Below are 1,584 nucleotides of genomic sequence, written 5' to 3' on the forward strand. Positions count from 1 at the left end.
TGCTGCTCCATCTTCAAAGCATTGTCTCTGTGTTTGGTCAGGCCTTGCTCAACCAGATATCTCGTCTCTACTACCTCTTGGGCCAACAGCACAGAAAAGTAGTACTTACTTAAATCTTCAAAGCGCGCTTGTGTTTCCATTGCCAGTTCGCTTTGCGCTTGTTCCTTGCGTCCTTCCGCTGCGGATTGTGCGGCATTGATTCGACCACCAGTAAAAATAGGCCACACAGCGCGGATAGATGAAGTAAAGATGTCTCGTTCTGTCACCGTTGAAGTCACATCACCTAGTCCAGCAAGCATTTGGCCCAACGCAGGTGGAAGAGTCGCAATGTGAAGGTCAGTGCTCTCTATCAACTGGCTTCCAGAAACGGTCACATCGGTATCGAGTCGAGTGTAGTTGGCGCCAATGGTAACCGAAGGAAGATTTAGGTTGTCGGTCGCGTTTTCGAGATGTTCATAGCGTTCGACATTTGAGCGCTGTGCGGCTAAAGAGTTGTTTTCTTGAAGTAAAACTTGCCATGCTTGATTGAAGCTAATGGCTGCCGCGTGAGAGAAGGAAGACACACATAGACAGCTAACAAGCATCGCTATTGGGCGCAACGACATAGTGATGTACTCGGCATGTTAAAAAATTAGAGTTTAAACTCTAAAAACTGTGCGGGCAATCACTAAATCGCAAAAGTATTGTGTCGAACTAGGGTTAACAGGCCCTAAAAAGCCAGTCAAAGGTTGACTGGCTTGGTTCAAGTTGAAGCAATGACATAAGAGTAATCGTTATTGCTCAACTTTTTGCGGTGTAGATTTCAGTTTTTGTAGTAGTTTGACAAATAGTGGACTAAATAGAACTAGCACTGCAAGCACAGTGAAAATCATACTAATTGGGCGTTCCCATAAGAAGCTCAGTTCACCATCGCTGATCATCAGTGCACGACGTAAGTTCTCTTCCATCAAGCCACCTAGGATAAACCCAAGCAGTAGCGGTGCGAGAGGAAAGTTCGCCAACCTAAGAGCAATTGCACCCATCGCAATTAACAACATGATGAAGACATCCATGGTGTTGAACGATACAAGGTAAACCCCAGTAATTGAGAAGAACAAAATCATAGGCAGAAGTACGGTTCTCGGCACTGTCAATAGCTTAGAAATGTACGGGATTAGCGGCAAATTTAGTATCACTAGCACGATGTTACCAAAGTACATAGAGATGATGACCGACCAGAATACATCGGGGTGTTCAACAAACAGGCGAGGGCCTGGTTGAATACCGTAGGCGATTAACGCGCCAAGCATAATAGCTGTTGTACCTGAGCCAGGGATACCTAAGGTAAGTAGCGGTACAAACGAACCACTTGATGCTGCATTGTTGGCTGACTCAGGCGCAACTAAGCCACGAATACTGCCTTTACCGAACTCTTCCTTTTTCTCTTTTGGTGCCAGGTTACGTTCCATGCCGTAGCTTAGGAATGCCGCAATAGTCGCACCTGCACCGGGTAAAACGCCAGTGAAGAAGCCAAGAATGGATGAGCGAATAGAAACAGGCGCGACTTCTTTCACCTCTTCTTTGGTGACTTTCATGCTGCCGATA

2 protein-coding genes are annotated in these 1,584 nt (G+C 46.1%); both read right to left on the reverse strand.

Going from position 1 to position 1,584, the window contains the following annotated elements; genetic code table 11:
* A partial coding sequence (locus QTO00_RS19445; RefSeq protein WP_331426214.1) for a TolC family protein occupies positions 1–605 on the reverse strand: 605 nt, incomplete at its 3' end.
* A 168-nt stretch (positions 606–773) separates the two neighbouring features.
* A partial coding sequence (locus QTO00_RS19450; RefSeq protein WP_331426215.1) for a tripartite tricarboxylate transporter permease occupies positions 774–1,584 on the reverse strand: 811 nt, incomplete at its 5' end.

Origin of the sequence: Vibrio sp. M260118, assembly GCF_036533755.1 — a bacterium.
Taxonomy (GTDB): Bacteria; Pseudomonadota; Gammaproteobacteria; order Enterobacterales; family Vibrionaceae; genus Vibrio.